General features: G+C 59.6%; 14 protein-coding genes. 5 read left to right on the top strand and 9 right to left on the bottom strand.

Annotation, left to right across the window (positions count from 1 at the left end; genetic code table 11):
- Positions 1-50 precede the first annotated feature (50 nt).
- Both BM062_RS15655 and BM062_RS15650 read right to left on the bottom strand, forming a co-directional pair.
- On the bottom strand, positions 51-833 hold the full coding sequence (locus BM062_RS15655; RefSeq protein WP_092398461.1) for a 3-hydroxybutyrate dehydrogenase: 783 nt from the start codon (positions 831-833) through the stop codon (positions 51-53).
- 42 nt (positions 834-875) lie between these two features.
- Positions 876-1616 carry an acetoacetate decarboxylase gene (locus tag BM062_RS15650; RefSeq protein ID WP_092398459.1) on the bottom strand — a complete coding sequence of 247 codons (741 nt, stop codon included), beginning with the start codon at positions 1614-1616 and terminating at the stop codon, positions 876-878.
- 555 nt (positions 1617-2171) lie between these two features.
- On the opposite strand from BM062_RS15650, the gene BM062_RS15645 reads away from it, so the two are divergent.
- Positions 2172-3500: a dicarboxylate/amino acid:cation symporter gene (locus BM062_RS15645; RefSeq protein ID WP_092398457.1), complete on the top strand. Its 1329-nt coding sequence runs from the start codon at positions 2172-2174 to the stop codon at positions 3498-3500.
- A 171-nt stretch (positions 3501-3671) separates the two neighbouring features.
- On the opposite strand, the gene BM062_RS15640 is transcribed toward BM062_RS15645, so the two are convergent.
- The 6 genes from BM062_RS15640 to BM062_RS15615 form a co-directional block, all read right to left on the bottom strand.
- A complete protein-coding gene (locus BM062_RS15640) occupies positions 3672-4400 on the bottom strand; it encodes an ABC transporter ATP-binding protein (protein WP_092398455.1) in 729 nt (242 codons plus the stop codon).
- On the bottom strand, positions 4397-5131 hold the full coding sequence (locus BM062_RS15635; RefSeq protein ID WP_092398453.1) for an ABC transporter ATP-binding protein: 735 nt from the start codon (positions 5129-5131) through the stop codon (positions 4397-4399). Before BM062_RS15635 ends, BM062_RS15640 begins: the two co-directional genes overlap by 4 nt.
- Positions 5128-6075 (bottom strand): branched-chain amino acid ABC transporter permease, encoded by a 948-nt coding sequence (locus tag BM062_RS15630; RefSeq protein WP_092398451.1) that lies wholly within the window; start codon positions 6073-6075, stop codon positions 5128-5130. The genes BM062_RS15635 and BM062_RS15630 overlap by 4 nt, the downstream gene beginning before the upstream one ends.
- Positions 6072-6935, bottom strand: a complete 864-nt coding sequence (locus tag BM062_RS15625) for a branched-chain amino acid ABC transporter permease (RefSeq protein WP_092398449.1) — start codon at positions 6933-6935, stop codon at positions 6072-6074. Before BM062_RS15625 ends, BM062_RS15630 begins: the two co-directional genes overlap by 4 nt.
- A 23-nt stretch (positions 6936-6958) precedes the next feature.
- Positions 6959-8167 carry an amino acid ABC transporter substrate-binding protein gene (locus tag BM062_RS15620; protein ID WP_092398447.1) on the bottom strand — a complete coding sequence of 403 codons (1209 nt, stop codon included), beginning with the start codon at positions 8165-8167 and terminating at the stop codon, positions 6959-6961.
- Positions 8168-8441: 274 nt separating this feature from the next.
- Positions 8442-10118 carry a peptide chain release factor 3 gene (locus tag BM062_RS15615; protein ID WP_092398445.1) on the bottom strand — a complete coding sequence of 559 codons (1677 nt, stop codon included), beginning with the start codon at positions 10116-10118 and terminating at the stop codon, positions 8442-8444.
- 310 nt (positions 10119-10428) lie between these two features.
- On the opposite strand from BM062_RS15615, the gene hrpA reads away from it, so the two are divergent.
- The 4 genes from hrpA to BM062_RS15595 all read left to right on the top strand — a co-directional run bounded on the left by hrpA (position 10429) and on the right by BM062_RS15595 (position 16747).
- Positions 10429-14463: an ATP-dependent RNA helicase HrpA gene (gene hrpA, locus BM062_RS15610; protein ID WP_092398443.1), complete on the top strand. Its 4035-nt coding sequence runs from the start codon at positions 10429-10431 to the stop codon at positions 14461-14463.
- 113 nt (positions 14464-14576) lie between these two features.
- Positions 14577-15143 (top strand): dCTP deaminase, encoded by a 567-nt coding sequence (gene dcd, locus BM062_RS15605; protein WP_092398441.1) that lies wholly within the window; start codon positions 14577-14579, stop codon positions 15141-15143.
- Between the two features lies 1 nt (position 15144).
- Complete coding sequence (locus tag BM062_RS15600; RefSeq protein ID WP_092398439.1) at positions 15145-16365, top strand: hypothetical protein; 1221 nt, start codon at positions 15145-15147, stop codon at positions 16363-16365.
- A 169-nt stretch (positions 16366-16534) separates the two neighbouring features.
- Positions 16535-16747: a DUF1653 domain-containing protein gene (locus BM062_RS15595; RefSeq protein WP_092398437.1), complete on the top strand. Its 213-nt coding sequence runs from the start codon at positions 16535-16537 to the stop codon at positions 16745-16747.
- A gap of 89 nt (positions 16748-16836) precedes the next feature.
- Here BM062_RS15595 and BM062_RS15590 read toward each other — a convergent pair whose 3' ends face one another.
- Positions 16837-19101, bottom strand: a complete 2265-nt coding sequence (locus tag BM062_RS15590) for an arginine/lysine/ornithine decarboxylase (protein WP_092398435.1) — start codon at positions 19099-19101, stop codon at positions 16837-16839.
- Between the last annotated feature and the right edge of the window lie 127 nt (positions 19102-19228).

Raw genomic sequence — 19228 nt, 5'->3', positions numbered from 1 at the left:
GGCAAGATGATTTCTTGCCCTTCTTGTCCGGTGTTGGCTGCCGCAAGCTGTTACTGCATGAACCAGCCGTGGCTGACCACGATCGATTGCCCGGTCAGGGCGTTGGATTCGAAGCCGCCGAGGAAGATTGCGGTTTGCGCGACATCGTGGGTGGTGGTGAATTCGCCGTCCACGGTGTCTTTCAGCATCACGTTCTTGATCACTTGCTCTTCGGTGATGCCGAGTTCCTTGGCTTGCTCAGGAATCTGCTTTTCCACCAGCGGCGTGCGGACGAAACCTGGGCAGATGACGTTGGCGCGGATCTTGTCTTTTGCGCCTTCCTTGGCCACTACTTTCGCCAGTCCGATCAAGCCGTGCTTGGCGGTGACGTACGGCGCCTTCAGCGGCGAACCTTCGTGCGAGTGCACCGAACCCATATAGATGATGGCGCCGCCATTGCCCTTCTTGATCATTTCGCGCATCGCTGCACGGGTAGTCAGGTAGGCGCCGTCGAGATGGATCGCCAGCATTTTTTTCCAGTTGTCCAGGGTCGAATCGACGACAGGCGCGATGATCTGGATGCCGGCGTTGCTGATCAGGACGTCGATGCTGCCAAAGGCCGCTACGGCGTCGGCGATGCCCTTGTCGACCTGCGCTTCGTCGGTGACGTTCATGGCGACCGCCATGGCGATGCCGCCGGACTGGCTGATCTCATTGGCGGTGGCGGTGGCGGCGTCGAGCGCCAGGTCGGCGATCACGACCTTGGCGCCCGCGCGCGCGTATTCGATGGCGATTTCCTTGCCGATGCCGCTGGCGGAACCGGTAATCAGTGCAACTTTATCTTTGAGTGACATGGCTATTCCTTTACTTGTTTATTGACGTGCTTGTTTACGTACTTACTTGGCGAGGTAATCGTAAGCGACGGTACCCAACGGCAGGGTCAGGTCGGTCAGGATATGTACCGCGGAGATAACTTCCAGCACCGGCAGGTCGGCGATAGGGGCCAGCGCATGCGGGTGCAAATCGAGCGCGCCGGGGCCGCTCCAGGCGCCTTTCACGGTGATGTCGGTCAAGCTGTACTGTACCAGTTCGCAGATGCGCGGGGTGCCGTCCACATGCGGGATGATTTTCAGCAGGAAGCTCGGCGCTTCCAGCGACTTCTTCACCACGGCGCTATCGAGCGTCTTGTGCTTGTAGCCCATGGTGCCGGTGGCGATGCGGAAGTCGCTGTAGTCGAGCGTGCCCATCAGCGTATCGGTGTGCACCTGCAGTTCCGGGCTGCCGAGCTTCTTCGGGAAACCCCACAGTTCGCGGCCGCCGGCGATCGGCGGGTGGTCGTTGAGGTACATGTTGTGGACATAGCCGCCGGCCACGCCGTCCAGCGTTACCGGGATGACCTGTCCCGATTCGCAGTAATGGCCGAAGCCGGTCGAGTCAGGCATCTTGATGAATTCGAACTTGACGATAGGCTCGACGAACTGCAGCGGCGCCGGAATCATTTTCTTGAGCGCTTCGGGGTCGGTGCGATAGGTGATGATCAGGAATTCGCGGTCGACGAAACGATAGGGGCCGGGCGGAAAGGCCGGATTGTGGATAGGCATCGCAAAGGCGTTGTTGCGGACATCGTTTTCAGTCATATATCTTCCTCGCTATGAAAGGACTTGCTGTAATACGGCTTGTCTGTGACAGGTGAAGCAGGCGAAAGGTTGCCATTACTTTCCCGTGCATTTCACCAGGCAAAAATTCCGGCGCTGGTGCAAACCGCGGGATTGGTAAAAAAAAAGCAATCCGACACTATACGTCTGCCCTTAAGCAAGATACACACCCAATGTGACAAGACTATCTCAGGTCTTGTCCGATAATCTTGCCCGATAAATATCTCATGAGGAATTTACTTAAAGAGCAATACAGAACAGAATGCTGATCAAGGTTGTCAATTCAAGAGATTGCGGCAGACGTATCGAACAATGATTGCACAAAATGCAATTTCGCGTCGGCGAGTGTAAATAACTTGAGTGATGTTAGCGTTATCAGCTAAAGTTGCGCTCTTTTTTCCATCTTTTCCTGTCCGGCGCCATTCAGGGAGAATGCAAGGACAGTGCTGTCGATGGACGCAGGCGGTATGATCGGCGCTGGCTGTAGCGAGCAGCGGCGATATTCTAAAAAAAACGTAATCTAATCGGAGAGGACAAATGGCAAAACCAGCGCTCTACAAATCCCTTTATGTGCAAGTATTGACCGCGATCGTGATCGGCGTCGTGCTTGGACATCTGTACCCGGAAACCGGGGCGGCGATGAAGCCGCTCGGCGATGGGTTCATCAAGCTGATCAAGATGATCATCGCGCCGGTCATTTTCTGTACCGTGGTGATCGGCATCGCCGGCATGGAAGACATGAAGAAAGTCGGCAAGACCGGCGGCCTGGCCCTGCTGTATTTTGAAATCATGAGCACCGTGGCCTTGATCCTGGGCCTGGTAGTGGTCAATGTCTGGCATCCGGGCACCGGCATGCACGTCGACCTCAGCGCGCTCGATACCAAGAGCATTGCTGCATATACAGGTCCGGGCAAGATGGAGTCCGCCAGCGACTTCCTGTTCCACATCATTCCAAGCAGTTTTGTTGATGCTTTTGCCAAGAACGAGATCTTGCAAGTATTGCTGATCGCGATACTGTTCGGTTTTGCGCTGCATAAATTCGGCGGCCGCGGCACGCTGGTGTTTGATTTTGTCGAAAAATTCTCGCATGTGCTGTTCGGCATGGTCGGCCTGATCATGAAGGTCGCACCGATCGGCGCCTTTGGCGCGATGGCATTCACTATCGGCAAATACGGCCTCGGCTCCTTGCTGTCGCTGGGCCAGCTGATGGGCGCGTTCTACCTGACCTGCCTGTTGTTCATCTTCGGCGTGCTGGGCGTGGTCGCCAAGGTGCACGGCTTCAGCATCTGGAAGTTCGTCAAGTACATCAAGGAAGAACTGCTGATCGTGCTCGGCACCTCGTCGTCGGAATCGGTGCTGCCGCGCCTGATGGGCAAGATGGAAAACCTGGGCGCCAAGAAATCGGTGGTCGGCCTGGTGATCCCGACCGGTTATTCATTCAACCTGGACGGCACGTCGATCTACCTGACGATGGCGGCGGTATTCATCGCCCAGGCGACCGATACGCCGATGAGCCTGTTCCAGCAGCTGACCTTGCTGGCAGTCTTGCTGCTGACATCCAAGGGCGCCGCCGGCGTCACGGGCAGCGGTTTCATCGTGCTGGCGGCGACCTTGTCGGCAGTCGGCCATGTGCCGGTCGCCGGCCTGGCGCTGATCCTCGGCATCGACCGCTTCATGTCGGAAGCGCGCGCCTTGACCAACACCATCGGCAACGGCGTGGCGACGATCATCGTGGCGAAGTGGACTGGCGAGCTCGATGAGCAGCAGTTGCATCGTCAGCTGGACGGCAAAACCATTGACTCTGAACAGGAGTTGGCCTTGCGGGAAGCGGAGATTGCGGAGGCTGATCAACGCGATCATTCCTGAACTTGCTTTCAGAGGAGATTGCCCTGAATGGGGAAAAGGGATGTGCTTGTTGCATGAGGGGATCCTGACATAACAAGCTGCGCAAATTCGTCTTGAAAAAACCCCGTTGACAGACTAACGGGGTTTTTTTTGGGCAAGGCATTTACATATTGGCGCATGAGCACGTCCGCATTACATTCCCAGGTAGGCTTGCTGGACGGCGGGATCATTGATCAGGATTTTGGCAGGCCCGCTGTGCACAATGCGGCCGGTTTCCATCACGTAGGCGCGGTCGGCGCCGGACAGCGCCAGTTGCACATCCTGCTCGACCAGCAGCACGGTCACGCCGTCCCGTTGAATCGCGGCCAGTACTTCCATCAGTTCCTGCGTCACGACCGGCGCCAGCCCCAAGCTCATTTCATCGATCATCACCAGCACTGGCGCCGCCATCAAGGCGCGCGCGATGGCGCACATCTGCTGCTCGCCACCTGACATGCTGCCGGCCAGTTGGCGACGCCGCTCCGCCATGCGCGGGAAGATGGCGTACATCTTGTCCAGGTCACGCGCGATGGCGGCGTTGTCCTGGCGACGGTAACTGCCCATCAGCAGGTTGTCTTGCACGGTCATGCGGTCAAACAGCTGGCGTCCTTCCGGCACCTGCACCAAGCCCAGGCCGAAGATTTGATCTGGCGTTAAGCCTACCAGCTCGCGTCCGTTCATCGCGATGCTGCCGGTGGAAGGCAGCATGCCTGATAACGCACGCAGCAAAGTCGTCTTGCCGGCGCCATTGCTACCGACCAGCGCCACCATTTCAGCCTGATAAATTTCCAGCTGTACGCCATGCAGCACCGGCATTTCGCCGTAGCCGGCGCTCAGATTGTCGACTTTAAGCAAAGGAACAGTCTTTTCCGGAGCATTCATGGACGCTTTTTTCCCAGGTAAGCTTGCACCACGACCGGGTCCGACAGCACGTCCTCGGGCGTGCCATCGGCGATCTTTTCTCCGTGGTGTAGCACCAGCAAGCGATCCGACAGGCTTTTGATAGCCTTGATCACATGCTCGATGACGAGGATGCTGATGCCTTGATCGCGCACTTTGCGCAGCAGATCAATCACCTCCTCGATCTCGACATGATTCAGGCCTGCCATGATCTCATCGCACAGCAGCAGCTTGGGCTGCATCGCCAGCGCCTTGGCAAGCTCCAGCCGTTTGCGGCCCGCCCCCCCCAGTTCGTCGGCCCGCTGGTCGATATGCTTGTCCAGCCCCACGAATTCAAGGCAGGCCCGGGCCTGCTCGCGCGCCGGAGCCAATCGCGTTTGGCCGCCGTCGCGCCCGAACAAGGCACCCACGGCGACGTTGTCCAGCACCGACAATCCTGGAAACGGTCGCATGATCTGGAACGTACGGCCAATGCCAAGGCGCGCGCGGCGAAATGCCGGCAGCCGGTTGATGGACACGCCCTGGAACAGCAGTTCTCCGTCGCTCGGCTCCAGCGTTCCGCTAATCAGGCTGATCAATGTCGTCTTGCCAGCGCCGTTGGGACCAATCAGGCCTAGAATTTCGCCCTGCGCCAGCGTGAGGCTGACATCATTGACGGCGATCAGCCCGGCAAAACGCCGGGTGGCGTGACGGACTTCGAGCAGGGCAGTCATAGCCTGTGCGCCCGGATGTTTTCGATGAAATAGCGCCAGCCGGCTTTGCGAAAACGTCGCACCATATTGCTCAGGCCGCGCGGCATCATGACCACTGCCGCGACGATGACGACACCAAAAAACAGGCCGGCGAGGCTGGTCACTTTACTCGACAGGATTTCGGAAACGGCAGATAGCGACAGCGCGCCGACGATGGGGCCAAGCACGGTGCCCGGACCGCCAAAGACAGCCATGATGATCATCTTGACGTTAAGGCTGATATCGAAGGCGCTTTCAGGATCCAGGAAGGTGATCCAGTAAGCATGAATGCCGCCGGCCAAGGCGCTGAAGATGCCCGAGAGTGTAAATGCGAGGATCTTGTACAAGGTCGTGTTGACGCCCATGACGGCGGCGGCCTCCTCGTTTTCACGAATCGCGATCAATCCGAAACCGAAGCGGCTGCGTGTCAGCCAGAAGATCGTCAGTGTAGCGATCGCTAGCAGGCCCAGCGCCAGTGCATAGAATAGCCGATCGTTGTTTAGCGGCGGCAGCACCAGGCCGATGTTCTGGCCGGCCAGTCCGACGTTGGAGACGATAGCCGTCATGATTTGCGACAAGGCTAGCGTCGCAATGGCAAAGTAATGGCCTTTCAAGCGCAGCACAGGCAGGCCCAGCAGAACGGCAAAGACGATCGCCAACAGCACGCCGAAAACCAGGCCCACAGCGAACGGCAATTGCCACTGGACCATGGCGATAGCCACGCCGTAGCCGCCCAGTCCGTAAAACACTGAATTGCCGAACGAGGCATAGCCGGTGTAGCCGCCGATGATGTTCCAGCCCTGCGCCAGCACCGCCAGCAGCAGCGCGTTGATGCCGAACTGGACGAGCACGTCGGACCCGTACCAGGGAACGCCTGCCAGCAGCAACAGGGCAAGCGATACCAGGCCTGCGTGCCACATCTTCATGTCGTCTTTCCAAGCAAGCCGCTGGGGCGCAGGATCAGCACCAGCACCAGGACGCCGAAGCTGGCGACATTGGCGAAGGTTTGGCCGACATACAAGGCGGTCAGCGATTCCACGATTCCCAGGAACAGCCCGCCGACGAGGACGCCCAGCGGGTTGTCGAGGCCGCCGATAATCGCGATGGCAAAGGATTTGGCGGTGAGCGAGGCGCCGATGTATGGATTGATTTGCGACACCGTGCCGTAGAGTGTGCCGGCCGCGCCAGCCAGCGCTATGCCCAAGGCAAACGTCATGGCGTAGAGATGACGCGGCTCGACCCCGTAAAGGCGGGCCGCCACCAGGTTCTGGGCGGTGGCGCGAATCGCGCGCCCGAGTCGCGTGTGCAGCAGGAACAGCCACATGCCGACCGTCAGAACTACGGCAACGCCGAATGCGCCAAGCCGTGCCACTGGCAACACCACCGGTCCCCACGCCAGGCTGCTGCCTGCGTAGGGCGGATTAATGGTGCGAAAATCTGCCGAGAATACCAGCTGGGCCAGATAAGTCAGCACCACCTCAAGTCCGAAAGTGATCAGCAGCGTATTGAACATTGGCGCTCGGATCACCAGATTCAGCAAGCCGCGTTGTAGCACGTAGCCTAGGGCAAACATGACGGCGGCTGTGATGGGCAATCCCAGAAATGGGTCAATGTGCGCGTAGGTGTAGAGATGCCACGACGCGTACGCGCCCAGCATGATGAAGGCGCCATGCGCCAGATTGACGATGTTAAGTACGCCCCAGACCAAGGCCAGGCCGAGCGCCATGACAGCATATAGCCCGCCGAGTAGAACGCCGTTGACGAGGATTTGCGCGAGCAGGTTCACTTGGAATCCCGATCGTCTGCCGGCTAGCGCGCGGACCAGGCCGGCATCGGATACTTCGGTTGTTTCACGAATCCCTTGGCGCCGTAGATTTCAACCAGTTGATCGCCTTGCACCTGGATGACCACTTGCGGCAGGTCGATTTGTCCTTGCGGATTGAATGCGATCGGACCGTACAGGCTGTTGAATTTGATCTTCGCCAGCGCATCGCGCACCTTTTGCGGTTCGATGCTGCCGGCGTCTTCCATGGCCTGCACCAGCGCTTCTACGTCGGCGGCGCCCGAAGCAGCATGATAATCAGGGTCATAGCCGAATTTGGCCTTGTATTCCTTGGCAAACTGCTGCGCATCTCCAAACCAGCGGTCTTTCAGGGAAGGAGTCGGCAACCAGGCCGTCATGCCAAATGCGTAGTCGGCGTCCTTACCCAAAGCCTTGCGGAAATCTTCACTCGGCACACCTACTGTAAATGAATATAATTTCGGCGCTACCGCCAAGCTCTTGGCCTGGCGTACGAAATTCAGGATCTCGGTCTCGTGGCCAGCCACCAGAACGACATCGATATTCTCGCTCTTAATCTGGGATAACAGCGAATTAAAGTCGCTGGCGTTAGTGCTGTAACGTTCATCCATGACGACATTCAAGCCGGCCTGCTTCAATTTGGGCCGCGTGCCTTCCGCGACCGATACATCAAAGGCGTCGTCGGCATACAGCAGGGCTAGGGATTTCGGCGCGGGTTTGAGCAACTTGAGCATCTCGATGGTGCTGCCAAAGTAATTGCTCGCGGGCGCCAGCGTACCGAAAATGTAATTGAATTTACGTGCAAAAATCTGGTCCGAGGCGCCGCCGCCTTCTACCATCGGGATATTGTATTTTTCCGATACGGCCGAATCAGCCAGCGCAAAATTGCTGGCGAACGGTCCCAGCAGCAGATTGACCTTATCCTCTGTTACCAGCCGCGTGTATTGGCGTATGCTGAGATTGGCGTCGGATTGATTGTCATAGAGCCTGAGTGCCAGTTTATGCGACTGCCCAGCCAACTTCACACCGCCCGCCGCATTGATTTTGTCGATCGCGAGTTGATAGGCGTCGCGGTAATAGCGACCGGTATTGGCGATCGGGCCGGTCAGTTGCACCGAGGCGCCCAGCACGACATCCTGGGCCAGTGCCGCCACCGGAGCGCAAGCAAGAGAGGCAGCGAGTAGGAGGGAGGAGAGAGGTGAACGTTGAAGTAACATGATGTACGCTTTCTTGAAAGAATGGCGAATCGTGGTATTCAGACTGAATAGAGCTTACTCTTGCGATTGCCTAAATGCAAATTGGTCGACTTTGCCTTCAGGTTCAGGGCGACAGCAGCAACGTGCGTATCTGCCGCAAAATGTGATGCCCCAAAAAAAGCCCCGTTTGTGGGTGAACGGGGCTTTTTTTTTACGGAATTTTCTCAGGTTGCCATGCCAGGATTACGCCCAGATAGCAATTGCATCTCTTGCTTGAGATCGACAGCTTGTCGATTCAGTTCAACTTGACCGCATGCTCGCGCGTTTCGTGGAACACCACTTGCGGCCAGCGCTCTTGCGTCAGGCGCAGGTTCACGCCAGAAGTCGCCAGATAAGCCATGTTGCCGGCAGCATCGTAAGCGACGTTATGGCCGGCGGACGACTTTTCGAAATCGGCCAGGATCTTTTTGTCGTCGCACGTGATCCAGCGGGCGCTGCTGATGCTGGTGCCTTCGAACACCGCATCGACACCATACTCGTTGAGGAGGCGGCTGGCGACCACTTCAAACTGCAGCACGCCGACCCCGCCCAGCACCAGATCGCTGCTGGTGACCGGCTTGAAGACCTGGATCGCGCCTTCTTCGCCGAGCTGCTGCAAGCCTTTGTGCAGCTGCTTGATCTTGAGCGGATTGCGGATCCGCACCGAGCGGAAGAAATCCGGCGCGAAGTAGGGGATGCCGGTGAACTGCAGCAGTTCGCCTTCGGAAAAACTGTCGCCGATCTGCATGTTGCCGTGGTTGGGCAGGCCGATGATGTCGCCGGCATATGCTTCTTCTACCTGTTCGCGGCTGGACGCCATGAAGGTCACCACGTTCGATACCTTGATTTCGCGGTTCAGGCGCAGGTGCTTGATTTTCATGCCGCGCTGGAAATGGCCGGAGCAGACGCGCAGGAAAGCGATGCGGTCGCGGTGCGCCGGGTCCATGTTGGCCTGGATCTTGAACACGAAACCGGAGAAGCTGGCTTCTTTCGGCCCTACGGTGCGCACCGTTGCATCGCGCGAGCCTGGCGGCTGAGCCCAGTCGATCAGCGCGTTGAGGATTTCGCGGATGCCGAAGTTGTTGATGGCGGAGCCGAAGAATACCGGGGTTTGCACGCCGGCCAGGAAGGCTTCCTGGTCGAACGGATGCGAGGCGCCGTGCACCAGCTCGACTTCCATCCGCAGCTGTTCGATTTCGCGCGGGAACATTTCATCCAGGCGCGGGTTGTCGATGCCCTTGATCACTTCAAACGTCTGGTCAGCCTTGTCGTTGCCGGCGGCGAACAGCAGGATCTCGTCGCGCAGCAGGTGATACACGCCGCGGAAGGTCTTGCCCATGCCGATCGGCCAGGTCACCGGCGCGCACTGGATCTTCAGCACCGATTCCAGTTCGTCCAGCAGTTCCAGCGGATCGCGGGTTTCGCGGTCCATCTTGTTCATCAAGGTGATGATCGGCGTGTTGCGCATGCGGCAGACGTTGAGCAGCTTGATGGTCTGGGTTTCGACGCCCTTGGCGGCGTCGATCACCATCAGCGCCGAGTCGACCGCGGTCAGCACGCGGTAGGTATCTTCCGAGAAATCCTGGTGGCCCGGGGTGTCGAGCAGGTTGACCACGTGGTCGCGGTATTCGAACTGCATGACCGAGCTGGCGACCGAAATGCCGCGCTGCTTTTCGATGTCCATCCAGTCCGAGGTCGCGTGGCGGCCGCTTTTGCGGCCCTTGACGGTGCCTGCCAGCTGGATCGCGCCCGAAAACAGCAGCAGTTTTTCGGTTAGCGTGGTTTTGCCGGCGTCCGGGTGGGAAATGATGCCGAATGTACGGCGGCGCGCCACTTCGCTGGCGATCTGTTCGACGGAGACATTGTGGGCGACGATGTCGGCGCTATCGGCCGCGTCATTGTCGTTTGGCTGCTCGGAGACGGGTTCTTGCATGATGCGTGGTTCAGGCGATCTCGGCCGCCTGCCTTGAGAATAAATAATGGATGCGAGAAAAAAGACGGAAAACCTGCCGGCCGCGGTTGCGGCTGCATGTTGGCAGAGCCGGGCAGTTTCACGCAGTTTCGATAACCCGCGATTATAGCGTATGTAGTGTAGCGGACGACGGTTGGCAAAACGGCCATGGCTTTAATTCGCTGGCTGCTGGTTTCACCGGCGTTGTTATTGTAGTAATTTCATGCGGCAGCCAAAACAGTTGCCGATATGCCGAGGCGTTAGCTATGGCGCTCTGTATAATTCCATCCTCATGTCAGTATCAGAATCCAACAAACCAGCGCGGTCAAGCGATCGCCCAAGTTCCCAGCGCACCGCTGGCCGTCCATCCCAGCCGCGTCCGGCATCGCCACGCCCGGAACCTGTGCGGCCGTTGCCTGAGCGCAATCCTTTGCCGCCGGTCGTGTTTCCCGAGGAACTGCCGGTTTCCGGCAAGCGCGGTGAAATTTCGGCGGCGATCGCGGCCAACCAGGTCATCATCGTCTGCGGTGAAACCGGTTCGGGTAAAACCACCCAGCTGCCGAAGATCTGCCTGGAACTGGGGCGCGGCCAAACCGGCCTGATCGGCCACACCCAGCCGCGCCGGATCGCCGCCTCGTCGACCGCCAAGCGCATCGCACAGGAACTCAACTCGCCGCTGGGCGAGCACGTCGGCTACAAGGTGCGTTTCAACGACACCCTGACCAAGGGCGCCTGGATCAAGCTGATGACCGACGGCATCCTGCTGGCCGAGACCCAGACCGATCCCCTGCTGCGCCAGTACGACACCATCATCATCGATGAGGCGCACGAGCGCAGCCTGAACATCGATTTCCTGCTGGGTTACCTGAAGCAGCTGCTGCCCAAGCGGCCCGACCTGAAAATCATCATCACGTCGGCCACCATCGACGCCGACCGCTTCGCCCGCCATTTCGGCACGGCTGACAAGCCGGCGCCGGTGATCGAGGTGTCCGGCCGCCTGTACGCGGTCGAAGTGCGCTACCGGCCGGTCGACAATGCCGACCGCAGCGGCGTCAATCCCGCCGCTGCCGCAGCCAAGCCGAATATTCCTCAACATGCGCCGCAAAGCGCAGCCCAGCGCGACCGCGAGCAACGCGACCTGATGGATGCGGTGGTGGACGCGGTCGACGAGCTGGCGCGCATCGGCTCCGGCGACGTGCTGGTGTTCCTGCCGGGCGAACGCGAAATCCGCGATACCGCCGAAGCGCTGCGCAAGCATCATCCTGCCCACGTTGAAATCCTGCCCTTGTTCGCGCGGTTGTCGGCGCAGGAGCAGGAACGCGTATTCAAGCCGTCCAATGCGCGCCGCATCGTGCTGGCGACCAACGTGGCGGAAACCTCGCTCACCGTGCCGGGCATCCGCTATGTGGTGGATGCCGGCCTGGCGCGGGTAAAGCGCTACAGCTACAGGAACAAGGTCGAGCAGCTGCAGATCGAGCCGATTGCGCAATCCGCCGCCAACCAGCGCGCCGGCCGTTGCGGCCGGGTTGCCGCCGGCGTCTGCATCCGCCTGTACGAAGAGCAGGACTACCTGCAGCGGCCGAAATTCACCGAGCCGGAAATCATGCGCTCGTCGCTGGCTTCCGTCATCTTGCGCATGAAGTCGCTGCACCTGACGGACGTCGAGACTTTCCCGTTCATCGAACCGCCGCCGGGCCGCGCCATCGCCGACGGCTACCAGCTGCTGCAGGAACTGGGCGCGGTCGACGACAGCAACCAGCTGACCAAGACCGGCCGCCAGCTAGCCAAGCTGCCGCTCGATCCGCGTGTCGGCCGCATGATCCTGGCGGCGCTGGACAATGTCTGCCTGAGCGAAATGCTGGTCATCGCCGCCGCCTTGTCGGTGCAGGATCCGCGCGACCGGCCGCTGGAAGCGCAGGGCGCGGCCGACCAGGCACACAAGAAATTCGCCGACGAAAAATCCGAATTCCTGAGCTACCTGAAAATCTGGAAATGGTTTGAAGACGCAATCGAGCACAAGAAAACCAACCGCCAGCTGATGGACAACTGCCGCGCCAATTTCCTGTCGCAATTGCGCTTGCGCGAATGGCGCGACGTCCATTCGCAGCTGCTGACCATCGTGCGCGAGCAGGGCTGGCGCCTGAACGAAGCGCCGGCTACCTATGAACAGCTGCATTGCGCCTTGCTGACCGGGTTGCTCGGCAACGTCGGTTTCAAGGCCGACGAAGACACGCACTACCTTGGCGCGCGCGCTATCAAGTTCCATCTGTGGCCAGGTTCGCATTTGTCGAAGAAAGCCGGGAAATGGGTGATGGCTGCGGAGCTGGTCGACACCAGCCGCCTGTATGCGCGCTGCATCGCCCAGATCCAGCCGGAATGGCTGGAGAAGGTCGGCGCCCACCTGTTGAAAAAATCGTATGGCGAGCCGCGCTGGGAAAAGCGCACGGCGCAGGTTTCGGCGTCGGAACGCGCTACCTTGTACGGGCTGGTGGTGTATAGCCAGCGCCGCATCAATTTCGGCTTGATCAATCCGCAGGAAGCGCGCGAGATATTCATCCGCGATGCGCTGGTCGGCGGCGAATTCGAGACCCGGGCGCCGTTCTTCGCACACAACCAGAAACTGATCCGCGAGATCGAGAACCTGGAGCACAAGTCGCGCCGGCTGGATGTGCTGGTGGACGACGAGCTGATTGCTGCCTTCTACGACAAGCTGGTCCCAACCGATATCTGCAACGGCATCACGTTTGAAAAATGGCATAAAGATGTCAGCCTGCAGACGCCCAAGCTGCTGTTCCTCAACCGTGACGACCTGATGCGGCATGAAGCGGCCGGCATCACTACCGAGCTGTTCCCGAAAGTGATGCGGGTGGCCGGCATCGAAATGGCTTTGTCCTATCACTTCGAGCCCGGCACGCCGCGCGACGGCGTGACGCTGACAGTGCCGCTGTATGCGCTGAACCAGGTATATGCCGACCGCTGCGACTGGCTGGTGGCCGGCATGCTGAAGGAGAAAGTCCATCTGCTGCTGAAATCCCTGCCGCAAAAGATACGCCGCAATTGCGTGCCGCTGCCGGACTACGCCGCCGGTTTCTGCGAGCGTATACAGGCGCGCCACGTGTTCGGCCACGGCAGCCTGCTGGACGCCTTGATGGCGGACATCCGCACGGAAACCAGCGTCGCCGCGCGCAGCACGGACTTCAAGCAGGAAACCTTGCCGGCCCATCATTCGATGAACTTCAAGGTGGTCGACGAGCATGGCCGCCAGCTTGACATGGGGCGCAACCTGGCGGCTCTGCAAGCCGAATTCGGCGGTCAGGCGCGCGAGAGTTTCCAGAAACTGGCGAGCGTGACGGTGGCTGACGACAGTACGGCCGCAGCCGCTGCTGAAACCCAGCAAACGGGCAAAACAGTGGCGCCGGCGGCTAACCGTGTCACGGCCCAGCCAGCCGCGAAGGCCGCCGACAACGCTAACGCGCAATTCAGCAACCTGACCGGCTGGACCTTCGGCGAACTGCCCGAACTGCTGGAAATCCAGCAAGGCAAGCAGACCTTGATCGGTTTTCCGGCGCTGGTGGACCGGGTCACGCACTGCGACCTGGAAGTTTTCGACGATCCGAACGAGGCGGTGCGGATCCATCATCTTGGCCTGCGCCGGCTGTTCGCCCTGCAGCTCAAGGAACAATTGAAATTCCTCGAGAAAAACATCCCCGGCCTGCAGCAGATGGGCATGCAGTTCCTGGCGCTGGGATCGCAGGAAGAGCTGCGCGACCAGATCATTTATGCCGGGCTGGAGCGCGCCTGCATGCAGCTGCCGCTGCCCAGGACCGCGGCCGAATTCACCCAGCGCAAGGATGAAGGCAAGTCGCGCCTGGGTTTGCTGTGCAATGAAATTGCACGCCTGGCGGCGCTGATCCTGGCCGAGTACCACGGCTTGCCGAAGCGTTTGCAGGGCGCCAAGGGCCATCCGCAGGCGGTGGCCGATATCCAGGCCCAAATGCAGTCGCTGGTCGGCAAGCGTTTCATTGCCGATAACGACTATGCCAACCTGACCCATTTCCCGCGCTACCTGAAGGCGGTCAACGTGCGGCTGGAGAAGTTGCGCGCCGATCCGAGCCGCGATACGCGGCTGATGGCGGAATGGATGCAGGTGGCGACGCCCTGGCAGCGGGCGCAGAAGGACCGCGGCGGCAAGAGCGATCCGAAGCAGGCCGAGTTCCGCTGGCTGCTGGAAGAGCTGCGGGTGTCGCTGTTTGCACAGGAATTGCGCACGCCGATGCCGGTTTCGGTCAAGCGCTTGCAGAAAGTATGGGAAACCATGCAGCGTTAGAAGCAATAGACCGTCGGTAGCGCGTGAAACCGCTGTTTTAAAAGGGTTTTCGCGTAAAATTGCGCCAAATACACACCATAAACTATTGCAGGCAGAACAAGAGGAAATACGCAATGAGCATCAAGTCCGACAAATGGATACGCCGCATGGCGCAGGAAACCGGCATGATCGAGCCTTTCGAGCCGGGCCAGGTGCGCGAGGCCAACGGCCACAAGATCGTGTCTTACGGCACTTCGTCGTACGGCTACGATATCCGCTGCGCCAACGAATTCAAGATTTTCACGAATATCAATTCGACCATCGTCGATCCCAAGAATTTCGACGAGAAATCGTTCGTCGATTTCAGCGGCGATGTCTGCATCATCCCGCCCAATTCGTTTGCGCTGGCGCGCACCATGGAATATTTCCGCATCCCGCGCAGCGTGCTCACCATCTGCCTCGGCAAGTCTACCTACGCGCGTTGCGGCATCATCGTCAACGTGACGCCGTTCGAGCCGGAATGGGAAGGTTATGTCACGCTGGAATTCTCCAACACGACGCCGCTGCCGGCCAAGATCTATGCCGGCGAGGGCTGCGCCCAGGTGCTGTTTTTCGAGAGCGATGAAATCTGCGAAACGTCCTACAAGGACCGCGGCGGCAAGTACCAGGGACAGCACGGCGTGACGCTGCCGAAGACCTGACATGCCGAAGAACAAGCGCCCGGCGCCGCGGAAATCCAGCATTTCCCCCGAAGATAAAGACGAAGCCGTCACCCAGCAGCTGTGCAACCTGGCGATAGACCTGGCAGAGCAGGATGGCGACGAAGCCGATGGCGTTGCCGCCGGCGCCGTCTTGCAGCAGGCCGGCATCGATTTCCACAAGATCATCAAGAAGAGCCTGCAGCAAAAAAAGGATGACATCCTGTATGACGCGATCGAGCGTGCCAAGTACGCCGATCTCGACGCCTGGCGATTCCTGAAAGAGCAGGTCGAAGAAGCCTCGGAGATTTTGCTGGTGCGCCGGGATGAAGGCAAGGTGCTGGAGCTGAACGCGTTCGTGGTGCCGTTCTTCGCGCATGCCGCGGGCGGCCTCAAGCGCGAGCAATGCTTCCAGGACCAGGAAGCCTTCGATGCGTTGTCGGCCAGCTTCAAGCAGGCACAGCTGGAGGGGCCGGACGCCACCGTAGTGCTGGTCAGCCACGCCTACCACCTCGATGAAATCGACAGCATCCGCTACAGCCATCTGTTTGAAATGAACCGCGATGCATTCGGCGCCATGGCCGACAAGAAGCTGGCGGCGACCACCGCCATTGAGCGCAGCATCAGCGGCTGGCCGGAAAACCTGTTCGGGCCGGACGACGAGGCGGTCGAACTGCGTTTCTTGCTGGGCTTTTCGCTCAAGGCAACCGACGACGCGTTTTATGCGGTGCCGGAAGATGAAGCCGGCGCCGATGCATACTTCGGCGCACGCGAAGAGCGCTTCCACGGCTGGACCGGGCAGGTCGCACCCTTGCTCAAGCGCTGCCTGGTGACCGACGGCAGCGAAATCGAGCTGCATTTCCTGTACCAGGACCTGTTCCACGGCGGCAAGGAACGCGGCATTGCCGAGTACTTCACGCTGCAGATGATGTCCGAGCTGAACCATGGCCTCGATCTACATGGCGTTGCGTCTTTCGACGCCAACGCCGTGGTCGGTCCGGCCGATGTGCGCGGCGACATGATGCTGCGGGTGAATTTGTACGGCAAGGACGGCGCCTTGCTGGCTTCCTCGGAGAAGCCGCTGGCCGCCGGCGCCGACCTCCAGGTGGAAGTCGACGATACCTACGATGCGCTGCGTACCATCGGCGTCACGGCGCTGGCGGTGGCGCTGCGATTTGAAGCCGACGGCCAGCCGTCGGAAGTGCAGCCTTACGGGGTCGCCTAGACCAAGCAGCCTGAGGCTGTCGTAGCGTCAGACGAGGTACGAGCCGGTCGAACAACCTTGCTACGTCATTCCCGCGAACGCGGGAATCCATTTTTAAGTCAGTAGTCTGGATCCCCGCGTTCGCGGGGATGACGGGGTTTTTAGAGACCATCATAGGTAGGAGAAATGAGTGACTGAAGACGACGCAAAAAAAATTGCCACCCATCGGCATTACAAAGGCGGCTTGTACCGCTATATCGGCCTTGCAAGGCATTCGGAAACCGAGGAAGCCATGGTGGTTTATGAACACCTGTGGCCGCATGCGCCGGGGCTGTGGGTGCGGCCTGCCGAACTGTTCAACGGCCTGCTTGAGAACGGCGCGCGCCGGTTTGCGCCACTGTAAAGCTCGCCGCACGAAAAAAAGCCGGGACCAGGATTCGATTCCTGGCCCCGGCTTTTTATTGCCAGCAGCGCGCCCGCTTATTGCTGAATTTACTGCCGTACGCAGTCCACGAAGTAATCGCGCTTGCCATTTACTTCGCGTTTCACCAGGCCGTGCACGTCGGTTTCAAAGCCCGGGAATTTCTCGTTGAAATCACGCGCAAACTTCAGGTAGTCGACGATGGTCTTGTTGAAGCGCTCGCCCGGGATCAGCAATGGAATGCCCGGCGGATAAGGCGTCAGCAGGATCGAGGTGACGCGGCCTTCGAGCTGGTCGATAGGCACGCGGTCGATTTCACGGTGGGCCATCTTGGAGAAAGCGTCGGATGGCTTCATGGCCGGCTGCATGTCGGACAAGTACATTTCGGTGGTCAGGCGCGCCACATCATATGACTTGTAGGTTTCATGGATCTGCTGGCACAGGTCGCGCAGGCCGAGCCGCTCGTAGCGCGCGTTCTTGCCGTGGTTGGCGGCGGCGAACTCAGGCAGGATGCGCCAGATCGGCTGGTTCTTGTCGTAGTCGTCCTTGAACTGCTGCAAGGCGGTCAGCAGCGTGTTCCAGCGGCCCTTGGTGATGCCGATGGTGAACATGATGAAGAACGAATACAGGCCGCACTTCTCGACGATAACGCCGTGCTCGGCCAGGTATTTGGTGACGATCGAGGCCGGGATGCCGCTCTCGCCGAACTTGCCTTCCAGCGACAGGCCCGGCGTGACGATGGTCGCCTTGATCGGGTCGAGCATGTTGAAGTTAGGCGCCAGGTTGCCGAAACCGTGCCAGTCGTCCTCGGCGCGGATGACCCAGTCTTCGCGGCTGCCGATGCCGTCTTCCGAGAAGCTGTTCGGTCCCCACACCTGGAACCACCAGTCCTTACCCCATTCTTCGTCGATCTTCTTCATGGCGCGGCGGAAATCCAGCGCTTCCAGGATGCTTTCCTCCACCAGCGCAGTGCCGCCGGGCGCTTCCATCATGGCGGCGGCGACGTCGCAGGAAGCGATGATCGAGTACTGCGGCGAAGTCGAAGTGTGCATCAGGTAGGCTTCGTTGAAAGCGTCCTGGTCCAGCTGCACGCTCTCCGATTCGCGCACCAGGATTTGCGAGGCTTGCGACAGGCCGGCCAGCAGCTTGTGGGTCGACTGGGTCGAGAAGATCATCGATTTCTTGGCGCGCGGGCGATCCTTGCCGATGGCGTGCATGTCTTTGTAGAAGTCATGGAAGGTGGCGTGCGGCAGCCAGGCTTCGTCGAAGTGCAGGGTGTCGATCTCGCCGTCAAGCATGTTCTTCAGGGTTTCGACGTTGTAGATCACGCCGTCGTAGGTCGATTGCGTGATGGTCAGGATGCGCGGCTTCTTGTTGGCGGCTTCGCGCGCAAACGGATTGGCTTCGATTTTCTTGCGGATGCTTTCCAGCGTGAACTCTTCCAGCGGAATCGGGCCGATGATGCCGAGGTGGTTGCGGGTCGGCATCAGGAATACAGGGATCGCGCCGGTCATGATGATCGAGTGCAGGATCGATTTGTGGCAGTTGCGGTCCACCACCACGATATCGCCCGGAGCCACGGTCGAGTGCCACACCATCTTGTTGCTGGTGCTGGTGCCGTTGGTGACGAAGTAGCAATGGTCGGCGTTGAAGATGCGCGCAGCGTTCCGTTCGGAATCGGCTACCGGACCGGTATGGTCGAGCAGCTGGCCGAGTTCTTCCACCGCGTTGCAGACGTCGGCGCGCAGCATGTTTTCACCGAAGAATTGATGGAACATCTGGCCGATAGGCGATTTCAGGAAAGCCACGCCGCCCGAGTGCCCTGGGCAATGCCAGGAATAGGAACCGTCCTGGGCGTAATGCACCAGCGCGCGGAAGAAGGGCGGTGACAGGCCGTCCAGGTACGATTTCGCTTCGCGGATGATATGGCGCGCCACGAACTCCGGCGTGTCTTCGAACATATGGATGAAGCCGTGCAGTTCGCGCAGGATATCGTTCGGAATGTGGCGCGAGGTGCGGGTTTCGCCGTACAGGTAGATCGGGATGTCGGCGTTCTTGTGGCGGATTTCTTCGACGAAGGCGCGCAGCGACTTCAGCGCGTGGTCGGTTTCTTCGAACGAACCGGCGCCGAACTCTTCGTCGTCGATCGACAGGATGAAAGCCGATGCCCGCGACTGCTGCTGGGCGAACTGCGACAGGTCGCCGTAACTGGTGACGCCCAGCACCTCCATGCCTTCTGCCTCCATGGCGTCGGCAAGTGCGCGGATGCCGAGGCCGGAAGTGTTTTCGGAACGGAAGTCTTCGTCAATGATGACGATGGGGAAGCGGAATTTCATCAAGGTCTCCAGGAGACGGTGGTTGATAACAAGGCTGCCAATCGAAATGGCGCTTAAAAGTCGTTGTCCCGGCTGGCGCTAAAAAGCGCTCCGGGAACTGCTTGGGTATAGAGCACGTGCAGCCTGC

The organism is Collimonas sp. OK412 (assembly GCF_900112135.1).
In the GTDB taxonomy this organism is placed as follows: domain Bacteria; phylum Pseudomonadota; class Gammaproteobacteria; order Burkholderiales; family Burkholderiaceae_D; genus Collimonas; species Collimonas rhizosphaerae.
This window is presented reverse-complemented; position numbering and strand designations above follow the sequence as displayed.